General features: G+C 73.5%; 22 protein-coding genes and 1 pseudogene. 13 read left to right on the top strand and 10 right to left on the bottom strand.

Annotated features, from left to right (window positions below; translation table 11 throughout):
• Nucleotides 1-90: 90 nt before the first annotated feature.
• Together OG594_RS42280 and OG594_RS42285 are read left to right on the top strand one after the other, a co-directional pair.
• On the top strand, nucleotides 91-918 hold the full coding sequence (locus OG594_RS42280) for a MerR family transcriptional regulator (protein ID WP_266607696.1): 828 nt from the start codon (nucleotides 91-93) through the stop codon (nucleotides 916-918).
• The gene (locus OG594_RS42285; RefSeq protein ID WP_266607697.1) at nucleotides 918-2,129 is read left to right on the top strand and encodes a glycosyltransferase; all 1,212 of its coding nucleotides are present in this window, start codon (nucleotides 918-920) and stop codon (nucleotides 2,127-2,129) included. Before OG594_RS42280 ends, OG594_RS42285 begins: the two co-directional genes overlap by 1 nt.
• 117 nt (nucleotides 2,130-2,246) lie before the next feature.
• On the opposite strand, the gene OG594_RS42290 is transcribed toward OG594_RS42285, so the two are convergent.
• The 3 genes from OG594_RS42290 to OG594_RS42300 form a co-directional block, all read right to left on the bottom strand.
• Nucleotides 2,247-2,978 carry a hypothetical protein gene (locus tag OG594_RS42290; RefSeq protein WP_266607698.1) on the bottom strand — a complete coding sequence of 244 codons (732 nt, stop codon included), beginning with the start codon at nucleotides 2,976-2,978 and terminating at the stop codon, nucleotides 2,247-2,249.
• Nucleotides 2,979-3,195: 217 nt separating this feature from the next.
• On the bottom strand, nucleotides 3,196-3,855 hold the full coding sequence (locus OG594_RS42295; protein WP_266608848.1) for a maleylpyruvate isomerase N-terminal domain-containing protein: 660 nt from the start codon (nucleotides 3,853-3,855) through the stop codon (nucleotides 3,196-3,198).
• Between the two features lie 204 nt (nucleotides 3,856-4,059).
• Nucleotides 4,060-5,202, bottom strand: a complete 1,143-nt coding sequence (locus OG594_RS42300; protein ID WP_266607699.1) for a LacI family DNA-binding transcriptional regulator — start codon at nucleotides 5,200-5,202, stop codon at nucleotides 4,060-4,062.
• 667 nt (nucleotides 5,203-5,869) lie between these two features.
• On the opposite strand from OG594_RS42300, the gene OG594_RS42305 reads away from it, so the two are divergent.
• Genes OG594_RS42305 through galK form a run of 3 tightly spaced genes read left to right on the top strand, consistent with a single transcriptional unit; the run spans nucleotide 5,870 to nucleotide 8,362 of the window.
• Complete coding sequence (locus OG594_RS42305; protein ID WP_266607700.1) at nucleotides 5,870-6,148, top strand: hypothetical protein; 279 nt, start codon at nucleotides 5,870-5,872, stop codon at nucleotides 6,146-6,148.
• A gap of 13 nt (nucleotides 6,149-6,161) precedes the next feature.
• On the top strand, nucleotides 6,162-7,205 hold the full coding sequence (galT, locus tag OG594_RS42310; protein WP_266607701.1) for a galactose-1-phosphate uridylyltransferase: 1,044 nt from the start codon (nucleotides 6,162-6,164) through the stop codon (nucleotides 7,203-7,205).
• A complete protein-coding gene (gene galK / locus OG594_RS42315; protein ID WP_266607702.1) occupies nucleotides 7,202-8,362 on the top strand; it encodes a galactokinase in 1,161 nt (386 codons plus the stop codon). Before galT ends, galK begins: the two co-directional genes overlap by 4 nt.
• Nucleotides 8,363-8,428: 66 nt before the next feature.
• On the opposite strand, the gene OG594_RS42320 is transcribed toward galK, so the two are convergent.
• On the bottom strand, nucleotides 8,429-9,232 hold the full coding sequence (locus OG594_RS42320) for a hypothetical protein (protein ID WP_266607703.1): 804 nt from the start codon (nucleotides 9,230-9,232) through the stop codon (nucleotides 8,429-8,431).
• A gap of 253 nt (nucleotides 9,233-9,485) precedes the next feature.
• On the opposite strand from OG594_RS42320, the gene OG594_RS42325 reads away from it, so the two are divergent.
• Nucleotides 9,486-10,439: an aldo/keto reductase gene (locus OG594_RS42325; RefSeq protein WP_266607704.1), complete on the top strand. Its 954-nt coding sequence runs from the start codon at nucleotides 9,486-9,488 to the stop codon at nucleotides 10,437-10,439.
• 91 nt (nucleotides 10,440-10,530) lie between these two features.
• Here OG594_RS42325 and OG594_RS42330 read toward each other — a convergent pair.
• The 3 genes and pseudogenes from OG594_RS42330 to OG594_RS42340 all read right to left on the bottom strand — a co-directional run.
• A pseudogene (locus OG594_RS42330) lies at nucleotides 10,531-10,983 on the bottom strand (carbonic anhydrase); the annotation flags it as partial.
• 304 nt (nucleotides 10,984-11,287) lie between these two features.
• The gene (locus OG594_RS42335) at nucleotides 11,288-12,160 is read right to left on the bottom strand and encodes an ABC transporter permease (RefSeq protein ID WP_266607705.1); all 873 of its coding nucleotides are present in this window, start codon (nucleotides 12,158-12,160) and stop codon (nucleotides 11,288-11,290) included.
• The gene (locus tag OG594_RS42340; RefSeq protein WP_266607706.1) at nucleotides 12,157-14,862 is read right to left on the bottom strand and encodes an alpha/beta fold hydrolase; all 2,706 of its coding nucleotides are present in this window, start codon (nucleotides 14,860-14,862) and stop codon (nucleotides 12,157-12,159) included. The genes OG594_RS42335 and OG594_RS42340 overlap by 4 nt, the downstream gene beginning before the upstream one ends.
• 185 nt (nucleotides 14,863-15,047) lie before the next feature.
• Here OG594_RS42340 and OG594_RS42345 point away from each other — a divergent pair, with 185 nt between their 5' ends.
• Both OG594_RS42345 and OG594_RS42350 read left to right on the top strand, forming a co-directional pair.
• Complete coding sequence (locus tag OG594_RS42345; protein WP_266607707.1) at nucleotides 15,048-16,580, top strand: ATP-dependent DNA ligase; 1,533 nt, start codon at nucleotides 15,048-15,050, stop codon at nucleotides 16,578-16,580.
• Between the two features lie 123 nt (nucleotides 16,581-16,703).
• Nucleotides 16,704-17,267: a hypothetical protein gene (locus OG594_RS42350; RefSeq protein ID WP_266607708.1), complete on the top strand. Its 564-nt coding sequence runs from the start codon at nucleotides 16,704-16,706 to the stop codon at nucleotides 17,265-17,267.
• Between the two features lie 99 nt (nucleotides 17,268-17,366).
• On the opposite strand, the gene OG594_RS42355 is transcribed toward OG594_RS42350, so the two are convergent.
• A complete protein-coding gene (locus OG594_RS42355) occupies nucleotides 17,367-18,347 on the bottom strand; it encodes a CorA family divalent cation transporter (RefSeq protein WP_266607709.1) in 981 nt (326 codons plus the stop codon).
• A 202-nt stretch (nucleotides 18,348-18,549) separates the two neighbouring features.
• Between OG594_RS42355 and OG594_RS42360 the strand changes: the two genes are divergently transcribed.
• The 4 genes from OG594_RS42360 to OG594_RS42375 all read left to right on the top strand — a co-directional run bounded on the left by OG594_RS42360 (nucleotide 18,550) and on the right by OG594_RS42375 (nucleotide 21,097).
• Nucleotides 18,550-19,275 (top strand): helix-turn-helix domain-containing protein, encoded by a 726-nt coding sequence (locus OG594_RS42360; RefSeq protein WP_266607710.1) that lies wholly within the window; start codon nucleotides 18,550-18,552, stop codon nucleotides 19,273-19,275.
• A 16-nt stretch (nucleotides 19,276-19,291) separates the two neighbouring features.
• Nucleotides 19,292-19,453, top strand: a complete 162-nt coding sequence (locus OG594_RS42365) for a DUF6126 family protein (RefSeq protein ID WP_266607711.1) — start codon at nucleotides 19,292-19,294, stop codon at nucleotides 19,451-19,453.
• A gap of 70 nt (nucleotides 19,454-19,523) precedes the next feature.
• Complete coding sequence (locus OG594_RS42370) at nucleotides 19,524-20,606, top strand: dihydrodipicolinate reductase (protein ID WP_266607712.1); 1,083 nt, start codon at nucleotides 19,524-19,526, stop codon at nucleotides 20,604-20,606.
• The gene (locus OG594_RS42375; RefSeq protein WP_266607713.1) at nucleotides 20,603-21,097 is read left to right on the top strand and encodes a carboxymuconolactone decarboxylase family protein; all 495 of its coding nucleotides are present in this window, start codon (nucleotides 20,603-20,605) and stop codon (nucleotides 21,095-21,097) included. The genes OG594_RS42370 and OG594_RS42375 overlap by 4 nt, the downstream gene beginning before the upstream one ends.
• A gap of 106 nt (nucleotides 21,098-21,203) precedes the next feature.
• Here the strand turns inward: OG594_RS42375 and OG594_RS42380 are convergent, their stop codons facing one another.
• Entirely contained in the window at nucleotides 21,204-21,818 is a 615-nt protein-coding gene (locus OG594_RS42380; protein ID WP_266607714.1) for a TetR/AcrR family transcriptional regulator, read from the bottom strand.
• A 75-nt stretch (nucleotides 21,819-21,893) separates the two neighbouring features.
• Between OG594_RS42380 and OG594_RS42385 the strand changes: the two genes are divergently transcribed.
• Entirely contained in the window at nucleotides 21,894-22,493 is a 600-nt protein-coding gene (locus OG594_RS42385; RefSeq protein ID WP_266607715.1) for a DUF3995 domain-containing protein, read from the top strand.
• Between the two features lie 111 nt (nucleotides 22,494-22,604).
• Here OG594_RS42385 and OG594_RS42390 read toward each other — a convergent pair whose 3' ends face one another.
• Nucleotides 22,605-24,230 (bottom strand): GMC oxidoreductase, encoded by a 1,626-nt coding sequence (locus OG594_RS42390; protein ID WP_266608850.1) that lies wholly within the window; start codon nucleotides 24,228-24,230, stop codon nucleotides 22,605-22,607.
• Between the last annotated feature and the right edge of the window lie 52 nt (nucleotides 24,231-24,282).

The raw sequence follows: 24,282 nt of genomic DNA on the forward strand, positions 1-24,282 counted from the left end.
ACGGCGCCCGTGCCGGTGGCGCCACAAGATCCCGGCTTGACCCTCCCCCTGCGTCAGGCTTGAGGCTGTAGACGAACGAAAGGGCGGTCCATGGGCTATACCGTGGGTCAGGTCTCGGCCTTCGCCGGGGTGACCGTGCGCACGCTGCACCACTACGACAAGGCAGGGCTGCTCTCGCCCGGCGACCGCAGCCGGGCCGGGTACCGCCGCTACGACGACGCCGACCTGGCGCGGCTCCAGCAGATCCTCTTCTACCGCGAACTGGGCTTTCCCCTGGACGCGATCGCCGAGATCCTCGCGAACCCGCAAGCCAGTGCGCTGGAGCACCTACGGACCCGGCAGCGGCAACTGACGGAGGAGATTACCCGACTGCAGCGCCTGGCCGAGGTGGCCGAGCGGGCGATCGAGGTCCAGCAGACCGGCGTGTCCCTGACGCCCGAGGAACGCTTCGAGGTCTTCGGGGAGGTCGCCTTCGACCTCACCTACGCCACCGACGCCCAAGCGAAGTGGCGGGACTCGAACGGGCACCGGGAGGCGATGGCGCGGGCTTCCGCCCACACCAAGGAGGACTGGCGGCGGCTGATGGCCGAGGCCGCCGCATGGCGGGCGGACCTGCTCGCCGCCCATGACGACGGCGATCCGGCCGACGGTGAACGGGCCATGGACATCGCCGAGGAGCACCGGCTGCACGTGTCCCGCTGGTTCACGCCTTGCCCACCCCAGATGCACCGGCGGATCGCGGACGACTTCGCCGCCGATCCTCGCGCGTTCGCCCTCGTCGTGCCGCCCTCGCAGCAACGGCCCGGCCTGGCCGCCTACCTGGCCCGAGCGGTACGCGCCAACGCGTTGCGCCACATCCACGTCGAAGAACCACGCATCACGGATCACGTATCACGGATCACGTATGAGGAACACTGATGAGAATCCTGATCGCCACGGCCGGATCACGCGGTGATGTCGCACCCTACACCGGCCTGGGCGCCGCCCTTCGCGACGCCGGACACGAAGTCGCCCTCGCCGCCACGGAGTCGTTCGCACCCCTTGCCGAGGAAGCCGGGCTGGAATTCCGACCGCTGCCCGCCGATCCGCAGGCGCACGGTGACGTCCGGGGAAGGCGCCAACTGCTGCGGGCCGCCAGCGCGTTCATCACGGACCTGGGCGAGGGGTTCGCCGATGCCGTGGGCAACGGCACGGACCTGCTCCTGCTGTCGGCCACCACCGCTCCGCTCGGCTGGCACCTCACCGAAGCCACCGGGGTACCGAGCATGGGCGTGTACCTACAGCCCACCGCCCCGACCGGCGACTTCGCCCCGACCTTGATGGGGACCCGCTCGCTGGGACGGTTCGGCAACCGCGCCGCCGGACGGTTCGCCCTGCGCATGACCGACCGGGTCTTCGAGCCGGCGGTGGTACGGCTGCGCGAACGCCTTGACCTGCCGGCGCTGACTGCCGCACGGATGCGCCGGCGGCAGGACGAAGCCGGCTGGCCCGTCCTGCACGGCTTCAGCACGGCGCTGGTACCCCGCCCGTCCGACTGGGCGGCCCATCTGACCGTGACCGGCTCCTGGTGGCCGTACGTCGACGCCGGCCGTCGGCTGCCCGCGGACCTGGAGGACTTCCTGGCTGCCGGACCGCCACCGGTGCTGGTCGGCTTCGGCAGCATGGCCGCCGGCCACGGGGACCGCCTGAGCGAGATCGCCGTAGGTGCCCTGCGGAAGGCCGGGCTGCGCGGGATCCTCCAGTCGGGCAGTGCTGGGCTCGCCGCCGACGGGGACGACGTCCTGACCGTCGGCGCCGTACCGCACGCTCTGCTGTTCCCGCGGCTGGCCGCCGTCGTCCACCACGCCGGAGCCGGCACCACGGCGGCGGCAGTCCGCGCCGGGATCCCCTCCGTCACGGTACCGGTCGCCGCTGACCAGCCCTTTTGGGCCGCCCGGCTCACTGCGATCGGCGCAGCGCCGGCCCCGATCCCCTTCCGCTCCTTGACTTCCGAAGTCCTCGCCGACGCGCTCACCGCTGCCGTACGAGAGCCGTCGTACGCGAAGGCGGCCGCGGTCGCCGCGCACCACATGTCGACGGAGGAGGCAGGGGGCAGCGTCGTGACGGCCGTCCGACGGCTAGCGCAGTGACCGCGTCGTACGGAGGAGAGAGGCCGTCGCCCGCCGACTCCGGCCGCGCACCGGACCGGGCGCTGCTTCCCTCCGGCGTGCCCCCTCAGCAGGCCGGGGCCGTCGTCGGAGCGCGGGTCAGCCCACCGCGTCCCAGGCCCTCATCGGACCGTCCAGCCAGGCGGGTGGCAGCTCGGCGGCCTCCCACTCCTCCCGCAGTGCGGCCGCTGGCGTGGCGAGTCGCTCCAGCACGGCGACGCTGGTGGCGGAGTGCAGCAGGGAGTAGCGGCCGTGGATGGCGGTGGCACTGCCGGGCCCGTACTCCACGTACAACCGCTCCAGGCGGGCCCGGTGCGCTGCGGCGAAATCTGCCAGCCGGCCGGCGTACCGGGCCCTCTGCCGGGGAGTCATCGTGGCGAGGACGGCACGGAGTACCTCCTCGGTGACCTCGGGGTCGAGGTCGGAGGCGGCGGTGAAGGTGAGGTAGAGGGGGGTGACGGCTGCCTTCGCCTGCTCCACCTCCACGCGCCCGACCGGTGGCCGGGCGGCCGGGGCGGCGCTCGGTCCGTCGGGGTCGACGGTTCGCCCCAGTGCCCGATCGGCGAGCGCGCCGAGCTCGTCGGCTGCGGCACGGGCACCGTCCAGCCAGCCCGACTCGTACGGCTCGCCCTTGTCCCCCGGGGCGGACCCCCCGAGCGCGCCGACCTCCTCGCACGCGCCGGCCAAGGCGCCCGCCTCGACCAGGGCGATCAGGACCTCCGCATCGTCGGCGGAGACCCCCGCCCGACCGAGCAGCTGGAGCAGCGTCCTCTTCGCGTTCAGGACGCTGACCGAGTCCAGCTCCGGCCGGTTCTCCTCGGCGGCATGCATCGGATTCTCCTCATCCCAGGGGCCAGCGGTGCGGTGCGCTAGTGCGGAGCGCACCGTTTGACGGTTCAACGCGGGATGGTGCCGCTGTGATCCCTGCGGACGTCCTGATGCTCGACGACTGCATCCGTTCAGCGGAACGAGCGCCTCGATCGCCCGGAGGGCGATCAGCACCCCTTGACCAGGCACGGCCCCGCTACTCGTTTGCGGCGGGGGCGGCTCAGCTCAGCACGAGCGGGAGCTTCACCGTCACGTCGCGCAGTTCGGCCCGCTGCGCGTCGGTGGGCGCGCTGCGGCCGGTGCCGACCAGGAGCGCGTCCCGGTCGGTGAACGAGGTGGGGAACGCCGCCCCGGCGATCCGCTCCAGCACGGCGCGGGAGCGGGCCAGGCCCTCCTCGGGCGGCCGGGTCCGTGCGTCCGGGAGGTGGGCGATCAGGTCGAGGTGGTGCAGCGTCCACTCCAGGACGTACGCGTCGAGGTAGTCGCTGACGGTGAGGACCTCGTCTCGGGTGCCCACCCGGGTCCTCGGGTCGGCGAGTTCGGCGGCGCGGCCGGCGGCGGAGCCGACGTCGTCGAGGTGGAACCGGAGCAGGTGCGGGTCCCCGTACGCGGCGGCCAGCCGGACGGTGAGGGCTTCGAGCGGGTCCTCGCCGGTCGGGGGCCGGTCCGCGACGTGCCAGTAGGTCACCGCGTCGACGGTCGGCTCCTTCGCGGCGGGGGTGGCGAGGGTGATCAGGACGTCCTGGGCATCGATGACCAGGTGGCACACGAGGTCCCGTACGAGCCAGCCGGCGCAGCCCGACGGGCGCCCGAAGTCCGGGTCGGGGATCTCGGCGACCGCCGTGCGCAAGGCCGTCCAGGAACGGGTGAAGAGGTCCACACCGGCACCGTAGTGCGGCGCCGCCGCGACGGACAAGCTCGGCCTTCCGGTCCGGCCGGGCGGGTCCCCGTCGCCCAGTGCCGCCGGCTCCGATCCCTGCGGGGAGCCGGTGGCGGACGCACGCCGTCCCGGCCCGTACCGCTCGACGCGGAGGCGGGCCATCGCGGCCTCGACGCAACCACCGACCCACTGTGCGGACACGCCCTACGAGCGGATCGTCAGGTGCGGGAGCAACCCCACGTGTTGCCGGGGGCCGGTCTCCTGGCAGGTCTCCTGGCGGGTCTCCGGGCCGGTCTCTGGGCCGGTCTCCGGGCCGGTCTCTGGGCCGGTCTCCTGGCCGGTGGTGGTCAGCCGGTCGAGCAGCAGGTCCGCCGCCCGCCTGCCCACTTCGTGCTGGGGCGGTGCCACCGCCGACAGCGGTACACCGGCCAGCCCGGCCACCTGGTCGCCGTACGCGATCAACGCCAGGTCCTCGGGCACCCGTACGCCCCGCGCCTGGAGCCTCGGGATCAGCATGATCGCGTCGGTGTCGCCGTGGACCAGGGCCGCGGTCACCCCGCCCGCCGTCACCGCCCCGCACAGGTAGTCCAGGCTCCGGGCGAACAGGCCGGCCTCCGTGAGCGGGACCGGTCCGGCGGGCGGCCACGGCGGCGCCGGCTCCAGACCGAGGGCGGCCACGGCGGCCTCGTACCCGGCGCGCAGCCGGGCCGTCGCCGGGGTGTCCCGGCCGGCGAGTGCGATCCGCCGGTGCCCCAGCCCGGCCAGGTGGCGGACCGCCCCGGCCGCGCCGTGCGCGTGGTCGGACGCCACCCGGTCCAAGGCGGCCGCCGGATGCCCCGGCGGGGCCCAGCGCTCCACCAGTACGGCAGGAACCGGGAGTTCCGCGGTCCAGGCGCCCTCCCCGGGCCGGGGGGATCCGGTCTCCCAGTTCGGGGTCAACAGCAGCCCGTGCGCCCCCGTGGACAGCAGCCGGTCCGCCTGTATCCGGTCCTCGCCCGTCAGGTACCGCGTCAGGCCCACGGTCAGCCGGGCGCCCCGCGCCTCGATCGCCTCGCGGGCCCCGCGCACCACATCGGCGTAGGAGTGGTCGACCGTCGGCACCACCATCCCGACCCGCAGCCCGGCCGTCCGCCCCGTCACCGCGGCTGCCGGCCTCCCCGGTTCCACCCGGCCGATCCCGCCGTGCATCCGCCGGACCTCGCCCCGCGCCGTCATCGCCTCGATGTCCCGCCGCAGGGTGACCGGCGAGACGCCGAGTTCCCGGGCCAGGTCCGTCACCCGCACCGTGCCCCGGGCCCGGACGAGTTCGAGTACGCGGGTCCGACGCTGGTTCACGTGCGGTCTCAAAGTGTCCCCCTGCGGTCTGCGCGGTCCCTCCCGGCAGCGGCATCATAAGGAACCGATCCGATCGTTTCGAGGGGTGCGAGCGATCCGATCGGAGCCCTTCGGAGTCGATCGAGCGATCGTCGACGGTGCGGTCGATGCGTTCATGCATGCGATGGCGAACCGTATTTCCGAAGGGGACTGTGACGGTCCGCCCGCCCGACCCTTGCCGTCGAAGGCTTCCACCTGCCCCGCCCCGCCCCGTCCCGCCCCCTCCCGCCCCGTCCCGCGCTTCGAGTTCGAGGCGGACGGCTGCTTCGACCTCGTTGTCGTGCCGGTCAGAGCGAGTGCGGCTCGTACGGCAACGACACTCGCTGCCGCGCCCACGTGGAACGGGCCCCTCGGCGCACGCGGTGTGGACGGCCCGCCGTTCACCGCGGACGGTCCCGAGGACGCAATGCTCCAGGGCGGCACGGTCCCCGGCCGGCTCGCCGCGGCCACCTCCGGCGCCCGGCCCGCCGAACACCGGGACGCCCTGAGCCGCTACCAGTGGACCGGCCCGCTCGGCCGCCGCGGGGTCCTGATTCGGCTGGTTCGACCACGGGGACGAGGACCATCGCGTCCGCTCCGTCGCCGACGTGGCCGCCTCCTTCGACGAACTCCCGGACACCGGCGCCCCTTCAACCTCTGCATGGCCCACGGCGAGGCCGGCGAACTCACCCCCGAGTGCCACGGGTTCCGCGAAGCCATCGGCACACAACGTGCCGCGTGCCGCTCTTGGACCACCTCTACCTGCCGGTCGGTGCGCGGCCCGGGGGCCTTGGGGCATGCCCTACGCCCCCGGACCCCGTGGCACGACCCAGCGGACGAGAAGGAGATCATCGTTCTCGTACCGGAGCGCCCCGGCCCCGTCCTGCCGTTGCCCGACCAGCCCGACCTCGGCCGCACCACGGTCGTCACCCCGGAGTGAGAGAGTTCCTTCCGTGAAGCGCACGAGCACCCGCCTCGCCGACGGCCGCGAGATCATCTACTACGACACCGGCGACGGCGCCGCCCGCGCCTTCCCCGACACGCGTCCGCTCGACGCGTCCGCCACCGCGAGCAGCTCCGAGGTGCGGCGCGATCCGTTGCTCGGTGACCGGGTCGTCATCGCCTCCCACCGGCAGGGCCGCACCTACCACCCGCCCGCCGACGCCTGCCCGCTGTGCCCCTCCACCGGGGGACGCGCGAGCGAGATCCCGGCTCCCGACTACGAGGTGGCCGTCTTCGAGAACCGTTTCCCCTCCCTCGCCGGCGACACCGGCCGCTGCGAGGTCATCTGCTTCACCCCCGACCACCTGACCTCCTTCGCCGACCTCGACGAGGACCGCGCCGCGCTCGTCCTCGCCGCCTGGAGCGACCGCACCGCCGACCTCTCCGCCCGCGAGGGCGTCCAGCAGGTCTACTGCTTCGAGAACCGCGGCACCGAGATCGGCGTCACCCTCGGGCACCCGCACGGCCAGATCTACGCCTTCCCCTTCGTCACCCCGCGCACCACCCGGATGCTCACCACCGTCGCCGCACACCGCGAGCGCACCGGCGGCAACCTCTTCGAGGAGGTCCTGGCCGCCGAGCGCGCCGAAGGCACCCGCGTCGTCCTCGAAACGGAGCACTGGACCGCCTTCGTGCCCTACGCGGCGCGCTGGCCGTACGAGGTCCACCTCTACCCGCGCCACCGGGTCCCCGACCTGCCCGCCCTCGGCGAGGGGGCCCGCGCCGAGTTCCCCCGGGTCTACCTGGAGCTGCTGCGCCGCTTCGACCGGCTCTTCGACCGGCCCGAGCCGACCCCGTACATCTCCGCCTGGCACCAGGCCCCGGCGGGCGAGGGCCGGTCCGACTTCGCGCTCCACCTGGAGCTCTTCACGATCCGCCGGACGGCGGACAAACTGAAGTACCTCGCCGGGACCGAGTCCGGCATGGAGGCCTACATGAACGACGTCCGGCCCGAGGACGCGGCCGCGCGACTGCGGGAGGTGGCGAGCGCGTGACCCGGTCGGCACAGGACGGTTTCCAGCAGCTGTACGGGTACCCGCCCGAGGGGGTCTGGGCGGCCCCGGGCCGGGTCAACCTGATCGGCGAACACACCGACTACAACGACGGCTTCGCCCTGCCCTTCGCCCTCCCGCAGCGCACCGAGGTGGCCGTGGCCCGGCGCACCGACCGGATCCTGCGGGTCCATTCCACCGACGCCCCCTCCGGCGCGGTCACCCTCGACCTCGCAGGGCTCGATCCGGCGCGCCCGCCGCAGGGCGCCGCGAGCTGGGCCGCCTACCCCGCCGGGGTCGCCTGGGCCCTGCTGGACGCCGGCCTTCCGGTCGGCGGCGCCGATCTGCACGTACGGTCCGACGTGCCGACCGGCGCCGGCCTGTCCTCCTCCGCCGCCCTGGAGGTGGCCACCGCGCTGGCCCTCACCGACCTGTACGGGATCCCGCTCACCCGCCCCGAACTGGCCGCACTCGCCCGGCGCGCCGAGAACGCGTACGTCGGCGTCCCCTGCGGGATCATGGACCAGACGGCCTCGGCCTGTGCGACCGGCGGACACGCCCTCCACCTGGACACCCGCAGCCTCGAACAGCGCCACATCCCCTTCGACTGCGCGGCGGCCGGCCTGCGCCTCCTCGTCATCGACACCCGGGTCAAGCACGCGCTCGCCGACGGGGCCTACACCCAGCGCCGGGCCTCCTGCCACCGTGCGGCCGCGGCCCTGGGTCTGCCCGCCCTGCGCGACCTCCCGTACGAGGAGCTGGAGCAGGCCCTGGCCCGCCTGGAGGATCCGGTCGGCCGCAGGCGCGTCCGGCACGTCGTGACTGAGAACCAGCGGGTCCTGCGCGTTGAGGAACTGCTGCGCGCGGGCCGACTGCGCGAGACGGGACCGCTGCTGACGGAGGGGCACCTCTCGCTGCGCGACGACTACGAGGTGTCCTGCCCGGAGCTGGACCTGGCGGTTTCCACGGCGGACGCGGCGGGCGCGTACGGCTCCCGCATGACGGGCGGCGGCTTCGGCGGCTCGGCGCTGTCCCTGATCGATGCGGACGCCGAGCGGTCGGTGACCCGGGCCGTGACCGATGCCTTCCTCCGCGCGGACCTCACACCCCCGCGCATCACGACGGCCTCCCCGTCGCCGGGCGCCACCCGACTCCTGTAGCGCGGCGACCGCACGCCTCCACCGGTGGTGGAGGCGGCCCTGCGCGGTGACGCCGGCGCGGGAGGGTCAGGGGGTCGGGGACGGCCGGGACGGCTGCGGGGCGCCGGGCACCGGGCCGACGAGCTTCGGGTTGTCCTGCCGGGCGGGTTCCATGGGCTGGACGTCGACCACGGTCACTCCGGCACCGGGCTGTTGCTCGCCGATCAGTTCGCCGCGGTGCCGCATGACGAACCCCACGGCGAGCGGTACGGCCCGGACGGCGTCGTTGACGTAGACGTCCTCGGTGTAGTCGTAGCGGGCCGGGGACCAGCACCCTTCGCATCCCGCTTCGGGCTTGCCCTCGAACGTCCACCGCAGGGTGACGCGGTAGGTGACGGGGTCGTCGCCGTACCCGGCGGTGAAGACCAGCTTGCCGCGGGCGGTGCGGTGGTCGGTGGCGCACGTGTCGACGGTGACGGTGCCGTACGCGGGGACGCTCTCGGGGGTGGGGAGCTGGGGCACGGTGCGCGCGCAGCCGGGCCCGGGCGCGGGGGTCTCGCCGCCGCCCCCGCCCGTGCCTCCGCCTCCGGGACGGCCGGTGGGCGTGCCGGGTCTCGGGCTGACGGTCGGGTTCGGGGCGGCGGTGGGGGCCAGAGTGGGGGTGGGGGCCAGGGTGGCCGGGGGGACGAGGGTGGGGGTGGCGCCCGGAACGGGGGTGCCCGACGGCATGACCGTGGGGCGGGTGGTCGGCGGGGCGGACGGCCCCCTGGTGGGCGAGGCGCTGGGGCCGGGGCCGGGGGTCTCGTCGGCGTTGACGGGCCCGGCGAATAGGGCGAGGACGGCGGCCGCGCAGGTGGCGACGCCGGCGGCCGGTATCAGCTTGCGGTTCACGGGTTTCCTTCGGGTCGGGCTGCCCCCGGCCCGGCTGGGGCGGGGGGAACTCCGGTCAGGACGCGGCCGCGACCGGCGCGGCGACGTCATGATCCATACGGTCAAATTACCGGGGGCGGGCCGGGAGGCCGGTGGGGGACGGGGCCCGCGCGTGTCACAAGGTGTTCACAGCCCGTTGCCGGGATTCGGGTCCGGCGCCCTAGACTGGACGCTCAGTTGATCATGTACTCGTCGAGTCGGAGGAACGAAACGCATGCGCTATCTCCCCCTGGGCAGTTCCGGACTCCAGGTCTCCGCGATCGGCCTCGGCTGCAACAACTTCGGTGGCCGACTGGACGCCCAGGCCACCCGCGCCGTCGTCGACGCCGCCCTGGACGCGGGCATCACCCTCCTGGACACCGCCGACATCTACGGTGGCGCCGGCGGCTCCGAGGTCTACCTCGGGCAGGCCCTCAAGGGCCGTCGCGACCAGGTCGTCCTCGCCACCAAGTTCGGTTACGACGGCGTGGACATGAAGTACGGGCCCGCCGCCGGCTCCCGCGGTGGCCGCGCCTACATCCGGCGTGCCGTCGAGGAGTCCCTGCGCCGCCTCGACACCGACCACATCGACCTCTTCCAGCTGCACAGCCCCGACCCGGCCACCCCGATGGCCGAGACCCTGGCCGCGCTCACCGAGCTCGTCGCCGAGGGCAAGGTCCGGTACGTCGGACACTCCAACCTCTCCGGCTGGCAGCTCGCCGAAGCCGCCCACCTCGCCCGCGAGACCGGCTCGGTGCCCTTCGTGTCGGCGCAGAACGAGTGGTCGCTGCTGGAGCGGTCGGTCGAGCGGGAGCTGGTCCCGGCCGCCCTCCACTACGGCGTCGGCGTGCTCCCGTACTTCCCGCTCGCCAACGGCCTGCTGACCGGCAAGATCCGCAGGGGTGCGCCCGTGCCGGCCGGTTCCCGGCTCGAAGGCCGCGACTCGTACCTCACCGAGGAGCGCCTCGACGTCGTCGAGGCGCTGGCCGCGCTCGCCGAGAAGCACGACCGGACCGTCCTCGAACTCGCCATCGGCTGGCTCTCCGCCCAGCCCGGCTGCGCCTCCGTCATCGCGGGAGCCACCTCCGCCGAGCAGGTGCGCGCCAACGCGGCCGTCGCCGACCGTCCGCTGGACGCCGAGCTGCTCGCCGCGATCGCCGCGATCCCGGGGGCGCGGGGTCCCGAGTGACCGCTCGGACGGGCGCCCCCGTCAGGACGTCCACCGTGCCGGTGTCCAGCGAGTAACGGGCGCCGACGACGGCCGAGGCGCCCTTCTTCACGAGGGGCGCCGGCTCGGAGTGGGAACGCAGATCGTCCGCGGTGACCCGGCTCTGCTGGTGGATCATGGTGTCGACGGGGTCGGCACCGGGGATCCGGACCGTCAACCGGTACGCCGGCTCCACCGCCTTCACGATCGCCTGGCGGTTCCCCGGCAGCACAGGGCCGTCGTTCAGCGACTTGTACGCGGCTTCGACGGCGCCGCAGCGCTGGTGCCCGAGCACGACGATCAGCGGGGTGCCGCCCGTCACGGGCCCGTACTCGACGGAACCGGTGACCACCGAGCCGATCGCGTGCCCGCCCGTACGCAGGACGCACAGGTCGCCGAGCCCGGTGTCGAAGACGAGCTCGAGCGCCACCCGGGAGTCTCGGGATCCCGGTCGGGGTGATCGAAATCCCCGCTCACCCAGCGCGCATTGCCGTCCATCACGCGGGCGAACGCGGCCCGGGCGCATCCGGTCGCGGCTCGGGTGCGGCGGTCGTCTCCTTCGGGGTGCCGGCCGAGGAGCATCCCGCGAGCACGGCGGCGGCCGCGAGACCACCGGTCAGCACGGCCCTACGGGCCGGACGTGCTGCTGTGCGCACGGGCGGTACCCCGCGGTCGTGATGACCGCGATGGTCCATCGTGCCGGGGGCGAACGGACCGCAGCCACACACGGGCGCGGCCGCATCGCCACGGACGGCCCACGAACGGCCCACGGCCCGCCGCCCGGAGACCTCCGGGCAGCGGGCCGTGGGCCGTCGGCCGTCCGCGCCGGGTCAGGACACGATGTCCTTGCGGGAGAACCCGCGGAAGGCGAGCGCGAACAGCACCAGCGCGTACGACACCGACACCACCGCTCCCTTGACCATCCCGCCCCACTCCAGCTGCGGCTGCAGGGCGTCCGCCCACGCGAACTGCCAGTGCGCCGGCAGGAACTCCCGCCACGACCCGAGCGCCGTCACCGCGTCCAGCACGTTGCCGACGATCGTCAGCCCGACCGCCCCGCCCACCGCGCCCAGCGGGGCGTCCGTCCGCGTCGACAGCCAGAACGCCAGACCAGCCGTCACCAGCTGCGACACGAACACGAAGGCCACCGCCAGCGCGAGCCGCGGCACGGTGTCCCCGGCAGCCAACGCCCCGCCCGCGGGGAGCTTCAGCGGCCCCCACCCGTACGCGGCCGTGCCCGCCGCCAGCGCCACCACCGGCAGCAGCACCATCGCCGCCAGGCTGAAGCCCAGCGCCACCACCAGCTTGCTCCAGAGCAGCCGTGCCCGGGGCACCGGTGAAGCCAACAGGTAGCGCAGCGAGGACCAGCTCGCCTCCGAGGCCACGGTGTCCCCGCAGAACAACGCCACCGGCACCACCAGCAGGAAGCCGGCCGAGACGAACAGACAGGTCGCGGCGAAGTTCGCGCCCGAGGCCGTGGCCGTGTCGATCAGGGTGATGCGGCCGTTCCCGCCGCCCCGACTGCCCGGCCCGCCGCCCACCGCGAACGCGATCATCAGGATGAAGGGCAGTGCGGCCAGCACCCCGCCCATCACCAGCGTCCGCCGCCGGCGCCACTGCCGCAGCGCCTCCACGCGCAGCGGCAGCGTACGGCTCGCCCGGTAGCCCGGAGCCACCTCCTGCACCGTCGTCGCCGTACTCACGCCGCACCTCCGATCAGGGTGAGGAACGCGTCCTCCAGCCGCCGGTGCGGTCCCACTCCGCTCACCGGCACCTCCAGCCGTACCAGTTCGGCGATCAGCCCCGCGGCCGTCGCGCCTTCGAGCCGTACGAGCAGCCCGTCATCGGCGGCCACCACGGAACCCACTCCCTCCAGCGCCGCCACCTTCTCGACGCTCACCTCGTCCACCGGCTCCGCCAGCGTCACCAGCAGCGTGTCCCCGCCGCCGGTGATCTCGGACACCTCGCCCGCCGCGACCCGCTGCCCGCGGTCCATGACCACCAGGTGCGTACAGGACTGTTCCACCTCCGACAGGAGGTGGCTGGAGACGATGACCGTCCGCCCGCCCGCGGCGTAGCGGATCATCACGTCCCGCATCTCCCGGATCTGCGGCGGGTCCAGACCGTTCGTCGGCTCGTCGAGGATCAGCAGGTCCGGCATGCCGAGCATGGCCTGCGCGATCGCGAGGCGCTGGCGCATGCCCTGCGAGTAGGTGCGCACCGCGCGCTCCAGCGCGTCGCCGAGCCCGGCGATCTCCAGGGCCTCCGCCATGTGCGAGTCCTCGGCCGGGCGGCCGGTGGCCCGCCAGTACAGCTCCAGATTGGCGCGGCCCGTCAGGTGCGGGAGGAATCCGGCGCCCTCCACGAAGGCCCCGACCCGGGACAGTACGGGCGCCCCGGCCCGTACGGCGTGTCCGAACACCCGGATCTCCCCGGCGTCCGGCGAGATCAGCCCCATCAGCATCCGCAGGGTGGTGGTCTTGCCGGCGCCGTTGGGCCCGAGCAGTCCCAGGACCTGCCCCTTCTCGACGCGGAAGGACAGGTCCCGCACCGCGTACCGGTCCTGCGCCTTCGCGTAGCGCTTCGTCAGCCCGGTGATCTCCAGGGGTACGTCGGCCAGTGCGGGGTCCGGCTGCGGGGCGCCCGGCCCCGACCCGCCGGCGCCCCGGCCGGTCCGTCGGATCCCGAGCAACGCCGCGGCCAGGGCCACCGCGCCCAGCGGCAGCCACCAGGTCCAGGCGGGCAGCCCGGCCGCGGCGGTCCGCACTCCCGCGGCGACGGGCACGGCCAGCGGGCCCTCCGCGGAGACGGTGTAGGTGGCCGGAGCCGCGGGGGTCGCGTAGCCGAGGTCGGTCGCGGCGATCACCAGCCGCAGCCGGTGCCCGGCCTCGACGGAGTGGTCGATCGCGGGCAGCCGCAGTCGCACGGTGGTGCCCTCCTGCGCGTTCTCCACCCGCACCGGGGCGACCAGCTGGCTCGGCAGCACCTGCTGACGGCCGTCCGGCCCCACGTCGTACACCTTGCCGAACAGGACGGCCGAGCCGTCCGCGGCGCTCGACCTCACCTTGAGGGTGAGGGTCGGGGTGCCGGTGATCGTCACGTCCTCGGCCAGCGTCGCCGACTCGAACCGGGCGTTCTGCCCGGGGAAGTCGAGCGAGAGCCCGGCCCCGAAGGCGGCGAGCTGCCCGCCGATGCCCGGGAGCGAGGACAGGGCGGGGGGAGCGCCGCCCGCCGGATTGGCGAAGGTCTGCTCCGGCCCCGTCAGGGCGAACTCCCGCGGGCCCGGTTCCAGCCCGGGGTACCGGTCGCCGGTCGCGCCGCGCAGGGTGACCGTGCCGTCGGTGGAGTCGATGCCTCCGGAGCGCGTGACCCGGAACGCCGGGCCGGTGTCGGCGGCCCCGTCCCCCTTGAGGTGGCGGTCGAACCAGGAGGCCACCCGGGCCTCGACCCGGTCGGCCTCGCGCATCCCGCCGTCGTGCCCGCCGGCCGTCCAGTCCACGGAGACGGGCGCGCCGTTCGCCGCGATGGCCTTGGCCATGGCGTCGGCCTGGTCCAGCGGGAAGAGGGAGTCGTCCTGGCCCTGGACGATCAGGGTCGGCACCTTGATCCGGTCGCCCACGGCCGACGGACTGCGTTGCTCCAGCAGGGTGCGGGCCTCGGGATCGGGCTTGCCCGCCACCGCGACGCGTTCGTACATCGCGCAGAGCTCGGGCTGGAACCGTCCGCAGCCGGGCGCGGCCGAGGAGTCCGGCCGCCGTCCGGGCACGGCGCCCTGCATCCCGTCGGTCGAGCCGCTGGTGAAGAAGATGCCGGACCAGAGCTTCTTGAAGACGCCGTTCGGGAAGAGGGCGTCCGCGAGGTTCCAGTAGGTGATCACCGGGGCGATCGCGTCGACCCGCGGATCGTGACCGGCCGCGAGCAGCGAGACCGCGCCGCCGTAGGAGGCCCCGGAGACGCCGACGCGCGGATCGCCGGCCGCGTCGAGCTTCACCTCGGGCCGGGCCGCGAGCCAGTCGATGAGCCGGGAGACGTCCTTGACCTCGTACGCGGGGTCGTTCAGGCCGATCCGGCCCTCGGAGCGGCCGAAGCCGCGCGCCGACCAGGTCAGGACGGCGTACCCGTCCCGGGCGAGGCGCTCGGCCTGCTCGCGGACATCGTCCTTGCTGCCGCCGAAACCGTGCCCGAGCAGGACGGAGGGACGTCTTTCCGCACCGCCGCCCGCCGTGAAGTAGGAGGTGTCGATCCCGGCGCCGGGCATGTTCACGACCTGGTCCTGGCGGTGCACGGCGGGTTCGTCACCGGTCGCGGACGCGGCCGTCCACGTACCGGCCCCCGCCACGACCGCGAGCGCGGCGGCGCCCGCGAGCAGACGGTCTCGGCGGCGCCGGGGCATTCGGAGCTTCATAGGGGCACCCTAAGGGCCCGTTCCCCGGGCTCCGAGCACCCACAGGCGGAACCGCCCACCTCCTCGAGGCGTAGGTCGGGCCCCGCGCGTACCGCAGCTGCGGTACGCGCCCCGGGCTTGGAACCGACCCGGTACCGACCCGGTACCGACCTGCGCGGTGCGTCCGCGGGCGGGAGGATGGCCGCATGCTGCTGGCCGACGTCGCGCGCGTGTCCCGGGAGGTCGCCGACACCTCCGCCCGGTCCCGCAAGAGCGCCCTGCTCGCCGAACTCTTCGCCGCCGCGCCCCCCGAGGAGGCCGGCCTGGTCATCTCCTACCTCTCCGGGCGCCTCCCGCAGGGCCGCCCGGGCATCGGCTGGCGCGCGCTCGGCCAGGACGTCGCGCCGGCGGCGGAACCGGTCCTGACCGTCCGCGACGTCGACACCGCGGTCGGCGAACTGGCCGCGGTGGCGGGCGCCGGGTCCGTGGAGCGGCGCGGCCGGATCCTCGCCGACCTGCTGGGCCGGGCCACCGGGGCCGAGCAGGTGTTCCTGCGCGCCCTGCTGTCGGGCGAGGTGCGTCAGGGCGCGCTCGACGCCGTGGCCCTGGAAGGGGTGGCCGCGGCCGCCGGCGTACCGGCCGCCGCGCTGCGCCGGGCGGTGATGCTGGACGGCTCGCTGCCGCGGGTGGCGGCGGCCGTACTGGCCGACGGCGCGCAGGCGCTGCGCTCGGTCACGCTGCGCGTGGGGCAGCCCGTCCAGCCGATGCTGGCGGGCACGGCGAAGTCGGTCGCCGAGGCGCTGGAGGTGCTCGGGCCGTGCGCGGTGGAGGAGAAGCTGGACGGGATCCGGGTCCAGGTCCACCGCGAGGGCGACGACGTACGGGTGTACACGCGCTCCCTGGACGAGATCACGGGGCGGCTGCCGGAGGTGGCGGAGTTGGCCCGGTCGCTGCAGAGGGAGCGGTTCATCCTCGACGGGGAGGTCATCGGACGGGCGGCGGACGGCCGCCCCGTCCCCTTCCAGGAGATCGCGAGCCGGGTCGGCTCCCGGGTCGACGTGGACGCCGCCCGGCGCACGCTCCCGGTCGCCCCCTATTTCTTCGACGTCCTGGCCGTGGGCGAGGACGTCCTCCTCGACCTGCCGGTGCGCGAGCGGTACGCGGCCCTCACCGCGCTCGTTCCCGAGGGCGCCCGGGTCCGCCGCCTCGCCGTCGAGGACCCGGGGGAGCAGGGCGCCGAGGCCGAGGAGTTCTGGGCCGAGACCTTGCGCCGGGGACACGAGGGGGTCGTCGTCAAGTCGCTGGACTCGTCCTACGCGGCCGGGCGGCGCGGCAAACACTGGCTCAAGGTGAAACCGGTGCACACCCTCGACCTGGTGGTCCTCGCCGCGGAATGGGGACACGGGCGGCGCACCGGCCTGCTCTCGAACCTGCACCTGGGGGCGCCCACCGGCGACGGGACGTACGCCATGCTCGGCAAGACCTTCAAGGGGCTCACCGACGAGATGCTGCGCTGGCAGACGCAGCGGCTGCGCGAGCTGGCGGTCGAGGACGACGGCTTCACCGTCCGGGTCCGCCCGGAACTGGTCGTCGAGATTGCCTACGACGGCCTCCAGCGCTCTTCCCGCTACCCGGCCGGAGTGACCCTCCGCTTCGCCCGCGTCCTGCGCCACCGCCCGGACAAGCCGGCGGCCGAGGCGGACACGGTGGCCGCGGTCCTGGCGGCACACACCCCCTAGCCCCCCGGGCAGGGGATCGCAGCCCTCCTGACCGAGCGCGGGGGTCGGCTCCGGGCGGACGCCGACCGGAGGCGTGCCGCACATGCGATGACCTGCACGGACGGTCCGTGGCACAGTCACCGCATGTCCGACGCCATCGCCTATCCCGTCTTCCGTACCCCCGACCCCGCACTCGCCCTGAGCACCGCGCGCAGCCTCGTGGAGTTCGGCCGCTGCGCGTACTCGAGGGTCTCCACGTACGCAGAGTTCCACTCCGTCGCCGAGGTGCGGGCCCTGGCGAAGGAGCTGCCCACAGGGTGGTTCCGGGGTCGGGAGGAGTACGGAGAGTTCGACGGCGTGCCGCTCGAGGACCGCCCCCCGCTGGAGTGGGAGCTGCTCAACGTGCCCGTCGGCAGCATCGAGGACGCCTTCACGGCGGCGATCGGTCCGAGCAGGGGTGAGATCAACTGGGAGCTGCTGTGCTGGCCGGACGCGCCCGGGGCCGGCTTCCACGGCGAGTCCAAGCATGCCGAAGTGACGCTCCTCTTCAACACCACCACCCGTGACCTCGACGAGCCCGCTGACGAGCACACCGTCCTCCTCCACGTCCGCAGCGCCCTCGTCGACGGACGCCAGCTTCGGGAGCCGTACGCGCACTGGCTCGCCGACCAGTTGGGACTCACGGTCGTCGGGCCCGGGCAGCGGTGACGAAGTCGGCCCGCACTCGCCACCGGACGAGCACCGGAGTCGTGCACGGGACCGGGTACGGGTCCCTGGTACGGGGCCAGGAACGGCGCTCGGTCACGCCTACTCGTCGTCGGGGTCGCTGTCGTCCTCGCGCAGCATCCGCCACAGGCGGGTGCGGTGGAGGACGTAGAGGGCCACGAGCAGGAAGACCACCTGCATGCCCACGGCGAGCAGCCAGAAGACGGCGCTGCTCTCCAGCTCGTCCGTCAGGTAGGCGAAGTTCATGCCGAAGAACCCCGTCAGGAAGGTCAGCGGCAGGAAGATCGTCGACACCACCGCCAGGCGGTTGATCACGCCGTTCTGGTCGCCGGACACCAGGGAGGAGTAGCTGCCGAAGGCCCGCCGGGCGGTTTCCTGGAGGGACTCGATGTCCGTGAGCACCAGATTCGCGGTGCGCCGGTACTCGCGGACGAGCTGCTGGCGTTCCTGGTGGAAGCCGCGGTTCATCACCCGGCGCGTGACGCTCTCCTCCGCCACCCGGTGGTAGGGCAGGAGGGTGTGGTGCAGCAGGGCCGCGGTGCGCCGCAGCCGTGACAGGCGGTAGAGCTGCTCGGGATCGCGCCGGCGGAACATGGCGTCCTCCAGGTCCTCCACCTCCAGCAGCGCCTGGACGGCGGCCCGGCGGTAGGTCTCCATGGCCTCGTCCAGCAGCAGGAACAACATGGCCACGGAGTCCGGCGGGCTCTCGAGCGGGAACCGGGCGGTGACGTTCCCGATCAGGGGCGCAGACCCCCGGTGCACGGTGAGGAGGTAGCGCTCGGTCACCACGGCGTGGACGTGGATGACCCGGTCCGCGTCGACCGCGGGCACGACGAACGCGCCGCTCTCCCCGAAGATCTCCGCCCGGGCGGTTTCCCCCTTCCGCCCGAGCCACGCCAGGTCCTCGGCCTCCAGACCGAGCAGGTGGGCGAGCGGCGGTCCGTCGGATGCGCCGTCCTCGGGCAGTTCCACGTCCACGAACAGGAAGCGGGACGTGGCGAGGCGCTCGCGGGCCTCCGTCACGTGTCCGCGGGTCAGGGTGCCCTCCGGCATGGACAGCATCGATACGATCATCGTCCCTCGCCGTAGGTCCTCCGGTGCCGTGGCTCCCAGCCTGGACGGCGGAGGACCCCGCGCAACCGTGGTGACGCATTCGCCCGGCAGCGGGCCCTCGAACAGGTGAGGCCGGGCCGCGCGGCAGCCGGGCTTTGCCTCAGAGGCAAGGTGGTTTGCCAGAAAGGTAAGACTCTGGCTCAATCGGGGTATGACACCCGGATCCGACACCGGCCCCGAAGGCGCGGCGGGCCCCGACGAACCGGCGGACGAGCTGCCCGCCGTCGCCCCGCAGCTACGGGACCTGCGCCGCCGCGCCGGACTCACCCTGGAGGCCGCCGCCGCACGGGCCCGGCTCTCGCCCGCCCACCTGTCCCGCCTGGAGACCGGTCGGCGCCAGCCCTCGCTGCCGCTCCTGCTCGGACTCGCCCGCACCTACGGTACGACCGTCTCCGAACTGCTCGGCGAGACCCCCGCCGCAGCCGATCCCATCGTACGGGCCGGCGGTCCGGGCGCCCGCGAGGCCGACGGCTGGACGTACTGGCAGGCCGGCGGCTCCGGTCGGGGGATGCAGGCGCTGCGCGTGCACGTGCCCCACGGCCGAAGCCAGGGAGAGCTGGTCCGCGTACATCCCGGCGAGGAGTGGCTGTACGTCCTGGAAGGGCGGCTGCGGCTGCACCTGGGCGAGGCCGAGCACCTACTGGAGCCCGGGGACAGCGCGCACTTCGACTCGCTCACCCCGCACCGGATCGGCGCGGCCTCCGTGGGCGGGGCCGACCTGCTCTTCGTCCACACGCTGCTGCAGAGCAGCCTGGCCGGACTCTGCCTCGGCGGCGCCACCAAGACCGCGCCCGCGAACCCGATCGCGAACCCGGCCGCGAACCCGGCCGCGAACCCGCCGACGCCCACGACGCCCCCGACCACGCACCACCGATAGCCGAGGAGCCGTACCCATGTCCCAAGCCGAGAAGCCCGCGCCTGCGACCCTGCGGGCCCGCTTCGAGTCCAAGTTCCCGCGCGGCCTGATCATCCGGCTGATCGCCTACTTGTTCGTCGGTCACCTCTTCGCCTTCTTCGTCTACCTCCTCTTCGTCCTGGGAGGCCAGAACCAGTAGCCGCAGGAGGCGGACGAGTTCGGGCCGCGCGACTCTGGCAACGTACGGGACCTGTGGCTACCCTCCGCGCATGATTTCCACGGTTGTCTGGGGTACCGGCAACGTGGGCCGTCTGGCGATCCGTGCCGTCGAGGCCCATCCCGCGCTCCAACTCTGCGCAGTCATCGTCCACAATCCAGCCAAGGTCGGCCGCGACGCGGGAGAACTCGGCGGGCTCGACCGCCTGTTGGGGGTCGAGGCCACCGACGACGTCGAAGCCGTACTCGCCGCCCGCCCGCGGGCCGTGGTGTACGCCGCGTCCGGAGACGTCCGGCCCGACGAGGCGCTCGCCGACATCACCCGCGCCGTCCGCTCCGGCGCGGTCGTCGTCAGCCCGGCCCTGTACCCGCTCTACGACCACCGGAGCGCCCCGCCCGAGTTCCGCGACCCGGTGCTCGCCGCCGTCGCGGAGGGCGGCGGCTCGCTCTTCGCTTCCGGCGTCGACCCCGGGTGGGGCAACGACGTGCTCCCGCTCCTGCTCAGCGGGCTCGGCACCAGCATCGACGTCATCCGCTGCCAGGAGATCTTCGACTACTCCACCTACGACCAGCCGGACTCCGTCCGCCACCTCGTGGGCATGGGGCAGCCCATGGACCACGAGCCGATGATGCTCATGCCCTCGATCCCCACCATGGTGTGGGGCGGGCAGATACGGATGATGGCCCGGGCGCTCGGGGTCGAACTCGACGAGATCCGCGAGACGTCGGACCGCCGCGCGCTCGACACCACGGTGACCACCCGGACCATGGGCGAGTTCGAGGCCGGCACGCAGGGCGCGATCCGCTTCGAGGTGCAGGGCATCGTCGAGGGCGAGCCCCGCATCGTCATCGAGCACGTCACCCGCATCCACGCCTCGTGCGCACCTGACTGGCCCGTGCCGCCCGACGGCGGCGACGGAGCCCACCGGGTCGTCATCGAGGGCCGCCCGCGCATCGAGGTCACCATCGAGGCCACGGACGAGGGCGAGAACCGCTCGGCGGGCGGCAACGCCACCGCCGTCGGCCGCCTCGTCGGCGCCATCGACTGGCTGGTCGAGGCCGAACCGGGCCTCTACGACGCCCTCGACGTCCCGCTGCGCCCCGCCATCGGCAGACTCGGAAGGAAACAGTCATGAGGATCGACGTCCCTGAAGGCCAGCACCCGATCGAGTACGTGTGGGGCGACCTGGTCCCCGGCATCGGCATGGCCGCCGCGAACTTCTCCCTGTCGGTGTACGCCCACACCACCCTGGGCCTGCGCGAGTTCGAGGCGGCCCGGCTGCGCGTCGCGCAGATCAACGGGTGCGTCTTCTGTCTGGACTGGCGCACCGAGCGGGACGGGGAGAAGGTCGAGGAGGAGTTCTCCGAGGCGGTCACCGCGTGGCGCACGACCGACGCGTTCGACGAGCGCACCCGGCTGGCGGCGGAGTACGCCGAGCGGTACACCCTCGACCACCACGGGCTCGACGAGGAGTTCTGGGAGCGGATGACCGCGCACTACAGCCAGCTGGAGATCGTGGAGCTGACGATGAGCATCGGGTCCTGGCTGGCCTTCGGCCGGCTCAACCACGTGCTCGGCCTGGACAGCGTGTGCATGTTGCCGGGTCAGCCGGCTCCCGGGCCCTGAGGGCTGCCCGACCTTGAGGGGGCGTCCGCCCCCGCCGTCCGGGTCACCCTGCGCGATGCCGGGGCAGCCCGGGCGGCCCGCTGGCCCGCCGGATGCCGCGGACCGCTCAATCCGTGGCTCCGCCGCCCGCCGTTCCCTCCGGCCGGGGCAGGGTTCCGAGCATGGCGATCACGTGGTCGAGCGCCGCCTCCGCGGCCGGGGTGCCGGGCAGCGTTTCGGGGGCGATGGCCGGTGCGGTGCGGCGCAGGTCGAGCCAGCCCAGGTAGGCGGCGTAGGCGGCCAGCGCGCGGTGCCGGGCGTCCTCCGGAGCGAAGCCGAGGTCGGCGAAGATGCTGCCGAGGTACGCGATCCGGGTGCGGGTCACCCGGTCGACCACGTCGGCCACGGCCGGGTGGGTGTCGCGGGCGGCGCCCAGTGCGGGCTCCAGGCCCGCGATCTCCTCGTCGCCGAGTGCGGCGAGGAACAGGGAGCGGGCGCGCGTCCAGGGGTCCTCGTGGGCGTCCGAGGCGGTGATGACCTCGGTGGTGGCGTGCAGCTCCCAGGTCTCCAGCGCGGCGACGATCAGGGCGTCCCGGTTCTCGAAGTGCCAGTAGAAGCTGCCGCGTGAGACTGCGAGCTCACGGGCGAGGACGTCCACGGCGACGGCCGAGACGCCGCCCCGGGAGAACGCCCGCAGCGCCGCCATCGTCCAGTCCTCTTTGCTCACTCGTCCCTTCGCCATGATCCGTACAGTAGTGTATGGATCATCCATACAGCACTGTATGGAAACCGGCGGGATCGTGGGGAAGGGGTACCGATGGACACCGAGACGGGAACGGCCCGGGGGTCGGGCGCGGACGCGGGTACGGAGCACCGGGTCGGGGGCGGTGCGGGTGCGGCGGCTTCGGTCCGGACGGCGGCGGTCGTGGCGGCGGGCGGTCTGGCCGCGGCCGCGGCCCTGCACGCGGTCTGGACCCGCTCGCCCTGGCCGCTGAGCTCCCCGGCGGAGCTGGCCGAGGTCGTGGTGGGGACGGCAGAGGAGGAGCTGCCGTCCGCGGCGGCGACGGCCGCGGTCGCCGGTCTGCTGACGGCGGCGGCGGGTCTGGTGCTGGCCGGCGCCCGGCCGGACTCCGCGCTCGGGCGCGCCCGGCTCGTCCGGGCCGGGCTGTGGACGGTCTCCGGCGTGCTCGCGGCGCGCGGGCTGGGCGGGCTGCTCGTGTCCGGCCTGGACCTCCAGCAGGCTCCCGCCCGGTACACGGCGATGGACCTCCGGTTGTACTCGCCGCTGTGCCTGGGCCTGTCCTCCCTGACCGGCTACGTCGCGGCACGCACCCGCGGAGGTCGGCGGTCGCCGAAGGCCCCTCGCCGGGTGGAGACCGGGCAGGGCGGTGGAGGCCGCCGGAACGAAGGGCGGTAGGACCCTGCTTCCGGGGCGGGTCGGGCCGGACCGGGGTCGGGCCCGACCCGCGCGGGGCCCGACCCGCGCGGGGCCCGACCCGCGCGGGGCCCGGCCCGGGCGGGCGTACGGCTACAGGTCGGTAGCGATGATCTTCTCTATGTTGCGTTCGGCGAGCGCCGTGATGGTGACGAAGGGATTCACGCTGGCGTTGCCGGGGACGAGCGCCCCGTCGATCACGTACAGCCCGGTGTAGCCGTGCAGGCGGCCGTAGTTGTCGGTGGCCTTGTTCAGGACCGCGCCGCCGAGCGGGTGGTAGGTGAGGGTGTCGTTCCAGATCTTGTTGCCGCCGAACAGGTCGGTGCGGTAGATCGTGCCCTCCTTGGAGTTGATCTTGTCGAAGATCGTCTTGGCCATGGAGATGGACGGCTGCTTCCAGGCGGACTGCCAGCTCAGCTCGGCCGTGCCGGTCGCCGCGTTCCAGGTGAACTCGGCGCGGTTCGGGTTCTTGGTGATCGACAGGTAGAACGAGGCGTACGTCTCGATCCCGGTGGGGAGCGGTGCGACCTCGGCGAACGCGCCGCCCGCGTCCCAGTTGTCGATGCCAGAGCAGGGGATGGTCGACTGGAGCCTGCCGGTCGGGTCCCACAGGTGGTTGGCGCGGCCGCACATGACGTTGCCGTTCTCCCCCCAGCCCTTGCCGACCTCGCCGTTGAGGTTCGGCAGTGCTCCGGTGGCCTTCAGCTTGACCAAGAGCTTGCTGGTGCCGACGCTGCCGGCCGCGAAGAAGACCCGGTCCGCGGTCACCGTTTTGGTGGCCACGGTGTCCCCGGTGGTGTTGATCTGGTCGATGGCGACCGCGTAGCCCCCGCCCGCGGCCGGGGAGACCGAAGTGACCTTGTGCAGTGCCGAGATGGTGACCCTGCCGGTGGCCTTCGCCTGCGCGAGATAGGTCTGGACGAGAGACTTCTTGCCGGCGTTGTTGCCGTAGAGGATCTCGCCGGCCAGGGCCGACTTGGTGACGGTGCCGGCTGCCTCCTTCTTCATGTAGTCCCAGTCGTACACGTCGGGTACGAAGGTCCAGGCGAAGCCGGAGCGCTGGGCGTGCTTGCGGCCCACCCGGGAGAACTGGTAGCAGTCGGCGGTGTCGAACCAGGCCGGGTCGATCATGCCGACCCCGAGGCCGGCGTTGGCCCTCGGGTAGTAGGTGTCGTACATCTCGTCGGCGTCCACGGAGGGGAGGACGGCGGCGAAGTTCGCGCGCTTGGGCGTGACCGCCATGCCGCCGTTGACCAGCGAACCGCCGCCGACGCCGCGGCCCTGGTAGACCGTGATGCCGGCGAAGTCCTCGGCGTCCAGGATCCCGGTGTACTTGGGGACGTCCTTGTCGATGGGGAAACCGAGGAAATTGCTGAGCGGCGCCTTGGTCCGGGTGCGCAGCCAGAAGGACCGGTAGTCAGGGCTGGTCACCTTGGGGAAGACCTTGCCGTCCGGGCCCGGCGTGTCCCAGGACATGCCCATCTCGATCATCTGCACGTCCACGCCGGCCTGTGCCAGTCGCAGGGCGGCGACGGACCCGCCGTAGCCGGTGCCGATGATCAGGGCCGGTACGCGGGCACCGTCCGCGATCGTGGCGGATGGGGAGGCCGCCTGCGCCGGGGTGAGGTGACCGGCCAGGGCCATGGCGCCGATTATGGAACCGGTTCTACCGAGGAATCCGCGACGGGAGATTCCGTTCGAGCCTCTTCCGGGCAGCATGTTGTCGCTCACGTGACGTTCCTCACTCGTGGGGGAATGGGAACGAGTTCTA

Source organism: Streptomyces sp. NBC_01214 (genome assembly GCF_026340975.1).
Classification (GTDB): Bacteria; Actinomycetota; Actinomycetes; order Streptomycetales; family Streptomycetaceae; genus Streptomyces.

Excerpts from the sequence above, each read along its gene's own strand:
- OG594_RS42280 (WP_266607696.1), top strand. The coding sequence starts at position 91 with ATGGGCTATACCGTGGGTCAGGTCTCGGCCTTCGCCGGGGTGACCGTG.
- OG594_RS42285 (WP_266607697.1), top strand. The coding sequence starts at position 918 with ATGAGAATCCTGATCGCCACGGCCGGATCACGCGGTGATGTCGCACCC.
- OG594_RS42290 (WP_266607698.1), bottom strand. The coding sequence starts at position 2,978 with ATGCATGCCGCCGAGGAGAACCGGCCGGAGCTGGACTCGGTCAGCGTC.
- OG594_RS42305 (WP_266607700.1), top strand. The coding sequence starts at position 5,870 with ATGGCCCACGGCGAGGCCGGCGAACTCACCCCCGAGTGCCACGGGTTC.
- OG594_RS42325 (WP_266607704.1), top strand. The coding sequence starts at position 9,486 with ATGCGCTATCTCCCCCTGGGCAGTTCCGGACTCCAGGTCTCCGCGATC.
- OG594_RS42340 (WP_266607706.1), bottom strand. The coding sequence starts at position 14,862 with ATGAAGCTCCGAATGCCCCGGCGCCGCCGAGACCGTCTGCTCGCGGGC.
- OG594_RS42345 (WP_266607707.1), top strand. The coding sequence starts at position 15,048 with ATGCTGCTGGCCGACGTCGCGCGCGTGTCCCGGGAGGTCGCCGACACC.
- OG594_RS42350 (WP_266607708.1), top strand. The coding sequence starts at position 16,704 with ATGTCCGACGCCATCGCCTATCCCGTCTTCCGTACCCCCGACCCCGCA.
- OG594_RS42355 (WP_266607709.1), bottom strand. The coding sequence starts at position 18,347 with ATGCTGTCCATGCCGGAGGGCACCCTGACCCGCGGACACGTGACGGAG.
- OG594_RS42360 (WP_266607710.1), top strand. The coding sequence starts at position 18,550 with ATGACACCCGGATCCGACACCGGCCCCGAAGGCGCGGCGGGCCCCGAC.
- OG594_RS42365 (WP_266607711.1), top strand. The coding sequence starts at position 19,292 with ATGTCCCAAGCCGAGAAGCCCGCGCCTGCGACCCTGCGGGCCCGCTTC.
- OG594_RS42370 (WP_266607712.1), top strand. The coding sequence starts at position 19,524 with ATGATTTCCACGGTTGTCTGGGGTACCGGCAACGTGGGCCGTCTGGCG.
- OG594_RS42375 (WP_266607713.1), top strand. The coding sequence starts at position 20,603 with ATGAGGATCGACGTCCCTGAAGGCCAGCACCCGATCGAGTACGTGTGG.
- OG594_RS42380 (WP_266607714.1), bottom strand. The coding sequence starts at position 21,818 with ATGGCGAAGGGACGAGTGAGCAAAGAGGACTGGACGATGGCGGCGCTG.
- OG594_RS42385 (WP_266607715.1), top strand. The coding sequence starts at position 21,894 with ATGGACACCGAGACGGGAACGGCCCGGGGGTCGGGCGCGGACGCGGGT.
- OG594_RS42390 (WP_266608850.1), bottom strand. The coding sequence starts at position 24,230 with ATGCTGCCCGGAAGAGGCTCGAACGGAATCTCCCGTCGCGGATTCCTC.